Origin of the sequence: Peribacillus sp. NPDC096540 (assembly GCF_050278525.1) — a bacterium.
Lineage (GTDB): Bacteria > Bacillota > Bacilli > Bacillales > DSM-1321 > Peribacillus.
Genome location: NZ_JBNNTG010000095.1, coordinates 1 through 2,918, shown reverse-complemented (window position 1 = coordinate 2,918; position 2,918 = coordinate 1). Strand labels below are relative to the sequence as shown.

The 2,918-nt window shown below is 32.7% G+C and carries 3 protein-coding genes; 2 read left to right on the top strand and 1 reads right to left on the bottom strand.

From position 1 onward, the window contains the following. Positions 1 to 219: 219 nt before the first annotated feature. Positions 220 to 669 (top strand): GNAT family N-acetyltransferase, encoded by a 450-nt coding sequence (locus ACQKMR_RS28255; protein ID WP_427700229.1) that lies wholly within the window; start codon positions 220 to 222, stop codon positions 667 to 669. A gap of 509 nt (positions 670 to 1,178) precedes the next feature. Here the strand turns inward: ACQKMR_RS28255 and ACQKMR_RS28250 are convergent. Continuing rightward, on the bottom strand, positions 1,179 to 1,901 hold the full coding sequence (locus ACQKMR_RS28250; RefSeq protein WP_427700228.1) for an SDR family NAD(P)-dependent oxidoreductase: 723 nt from the start codon (positions 1,899 to 1,901) through the stop codon (positions 1,179 to 1,181). A 360-nt stretch (positions 1,902 to 2,261) separates the two neighbouring features. Here ACQKMR_RS28250 and ACQKMR_RS28245 point away from each other — a divergent pair, with 360 nt between their 5' ends. Continuing rightward, positions 2,262 to 2,747 carry a tetratricopeptide repeat protein gene (locus ACQKMR_RS28245; RefSeq protein ID WP_427700227.1) on the top strand — a complete coding sequence of 162 codons (486 nt, stop codon included), beginning with the start codon at positions 2,262 to 2,264 and terminating at the stop codon, positions 2,745 to 2,747. Positions 2,748 to 2,918: the final 171 nt, after the last annotated feature.

Here is a 2,918-nt window from a genome sequence, read left to right as displayed (position 1 = left end):
AGGGGTTAATGGGTTAGACTCTATTTTTGAGTTTAGATTTTCGTAGTAGATGGTGGCGGCGAGGAGCGCCGCCATAGGAGTTTCTTATGGAACTAATGGGGCAGGTTAGTAAATAAATTAATGGCAGTTTAGTTTAATAAGAATCAATGGGTAAAATGATGAGAATTAATTATGCTATGGGGCTGGTCAGTTGTAATTTTATAAAGGAGTTGTGAGAAGTTGAAATATCGTAAAGCAAATATCGATGATATTGATAAATTGGTCGAGTTAAGAAAAAAGCAATTAGTTGATGAGGGGATAGAACCTAATATAGATATTGATAGAGAACTATATGTTTTCTTTAAAAATAAACTAAGTGATGGTACTTTAATTCAATGGCTAGTGGAAGATAATGAAGAAATTATAGCTTGTGGTGCAGTAATTTTTTATGAATTTCCACCTTGTTACACCAATAAGACTGGAAAAAAGGCTTATATCACAAATATGTATACTAATGAAAATTATCGTGGGCAAGGAATCGCAACAAAGCTGTTAACTAAATTAGTTGATGAAGTTAAGATTTCAGGTATTTCACAAATATGGCTTGGGGCTTCAAAAATGGGTAGACCAGTGTATAAGAAGTTTGGTTTTATGGAAACTGATGAATTTCTAGAATTAAATGTTTTTTAATAATTTGTGAAGTATAACACTTAAACTAACGGGTGCGTTAGTTCATTACCAGGAGCTGATCAGAAGCTCCTTTTCTTTATGCAACTATAGGAGCAGGTTAGTTCAACAAGAGAAGGAGAAGTTTTATGTCGTATTTGACACAAACTACGAATTAAACACAAGAGTAAATCAGTATATTTTTTTCGTTTTTCTTTTACCCAATCATAAATTTCAAAAGAAATAGAAATAACGAAATAAAGTGGGCCTAATAGTAGTTTTTTTAGGTTGTCGCACTTCGACCATATTACGTACTAGACACAAAAGGAGGTTTGTACTTTGTTCCTAAAAAAATGAAAGATATAGTGTAACTTTAGAATAAAGATTGATTAAAAGAGAGCTGCAAACATTGATTCTAGGGAAATTAAATAGCTCCCATTTTGAAAAAAGATTGATCAAAATGAGAGCTGTATGTAGTACCAAATGATTAATTATTACAATATAAGAAAAACTCTAGGAATAATGCTATACAATCATGCATTTAAGTCTGTTATGGCAGGAATATTAATTTCCTTTACACATGAAACAGGCGATAAATTAATAACGCAATGGACGATGGCTACAATGTCTTGTACAGGAATACGTGTACCTTGATACAATTTAATTGCCTTTTCTGGACCTTCTTCATATGGTACTTCAGCAGCAAGCTCTCCTGGATTAATACACGTTACAGTGATCATATCTTTTCTCACATGCTCTCGTAAAGCATTTGTAATACCACGTAAGCCAAATTTAGATGTGACAAATGAAACTTGTGCACTATTCGTATGATCTAAACCTGCTGTTGAACCAATTAATATAATTTTTCCATTGCCCGCCTGTCTTAAATTAGGTAAAAGCGCCTGAATATAAGTAATAGTGGAAGTTAAATTAATATTAATTAAGTTCGAAATATCCCTAACTTCATCCTTATCAAACGTATAGTCATCTTCAAAACCACGCTTTTCCCATACTCCAACATTATAAATTAATACATCAATAGGAATGTCTTTTAAAGTTTCTTTTAAAGAAGGAATTTGTTGTTGACTAGATAAATCAATTGCGACCCATTTACGATTTACGCCATCATTTACATCTAAACTACTTGGTCGTGTCCGTGACACCATCCATACTGTATCTCCTTTAGTGGGTAAGCCTTTTACAAATGCATCGCCTAGCCCATGGCTTGCTCCAAATATAATAAAGTTCTTACTCATCCTATCACCCCTTCTAATAACTATACATCTAAGTATAATTATTATAAAAATAAGGAACAACTAAAGTGTTTTATATCTCTTTTAAAAAGCTACATATAAAGAAAATAGTTGCCACCATACAGAAACAAGGGAAATCTGACAAGGAAATTAAGCAAGCGGTAAATATTTATCTTACTGAAAGTAAAAGAAAATTAATCCTAATGGGGATTTGGATGTGAGTTGAGTTATTGCGTATTTCGACCATAATGTGTAATAAAAGATAAGGTGCTTATTCAACTAACGCAGCAGGTTAGTTGAACAAGGTTCAATGTGGTCTTGTTTAATTATGTTAATATTAAGAGAGTTTTGGAGATGAAAATGATGAAAAAAGAATTAGATAAAGCAATAGCTTTACGAAAGAGTAGAAGTTACAAAGAATCTAACCATTTATTACTAAGGCTTGTACAAGATTTCCCCAATGACGGGTCAATTAACTATCAATGTGCTTGGAGTTTTGATTTGTTAGGAGAAGAATCTAAAGCAGTTACTTTTTATGAAAATGCAATCAGTTTAGGGTTGTCTTCAAATGAATTAGAAGGAGCCTTACTGGGATTAGGAAGTACATATAGAATATTGGGAGAATATGAAAAGTCAAAGAATGTATTTCTGCAAGGGATTAAAGCATTTCCAAATAATAGAGCAATTCAAGTGTTCTATTCAATGACCTTATATAATTTGAATGAGCATAGTAAAGCAATGGAATTACTTCTAAAATGCTTGGTGGATACGACATCAGATAATGAATTAATAAGTTATAAAAGAGCAATAGATTTCTATTCCAACAAGTTAGATGAAGTTTGGGATTAGTTTGTGAAGAACTGTACTTAAACTAACAGGTGCGTTAGTTCTATAAGAAGAAGTAAAAAAGTCGATTCCTTAACGTTGAACTGACCCCATAAAGTTAGACAGGTTATTTCGTTAGGCAGCCCGTTGGGCATGAGCTCGGTATTGTACCGGGCTCATGCCTTTTAATTTTGC